The organism is Bradyrhizobium sp. Leo170 (assembly GCF_004296405.1).
Lineage (GTDB): Bacteria > Pseudomonadota > Alphaproteobacteria > Rhizobiales > Xanthobacteraceae > Bradyrhizobium.
This window is the reverse complement of record NZ_PSRR01000900.1, coordinates 1-397: the sequence shown is the minus strand read 5'-3', so window position 1 is coordinate 397 and position 397 is coordinate 1. Positions and strand designations below refer to the sequence as shown.

General features: G+C 61.0%; 1 protein-coding gene. It reads left to right on the top strand.

The window, feature by feature from the left end:
* Positions 1 to 13: 13 nt before the first annotated feature.
* Positions 14 to 397: DUF1521 domain-containing protein (locus CWO89_RS45295; protein WP_245475271.1), on the top strand; the 384-nt coding region annotated here is incomplete at its 3' end.

Here is a 397-nt window from a genome sequence, read left to right as displayed (position 1 = left end):
TGGTAGCAACGCCATGGTTGTCGAGGGGCTCGGTGACGACAAGGATGGTGCCAACAATCTGAAGGTGACGCAGTCCAACGCCGGCCTCACTCTCGATGAGCTGACACCCGATGGTTCACAAACGATCCATGAGCAAGGTCAGGGTTGGGTCGACGGCGCCGGGCGCCAGGTGGATCAGGCCAGTATCGATGCTGGTGAAGCGGGGCGTGCGCCGGGCAGCGGCTCCCAGTCCCAGTACACTCCTGCCTCGCTTGCTGCTCCGTTGTACTACTACACTCCAGTTTTTGTTCCTCCTCCGCCGCCTCCATCGATGATCCCAGTTGCGACGAACCAGAGCCCGCCACCTAAACCAGCTCCGGTGTGGTCGCATGAGGTCCATGACGGCAAGGCAACGATT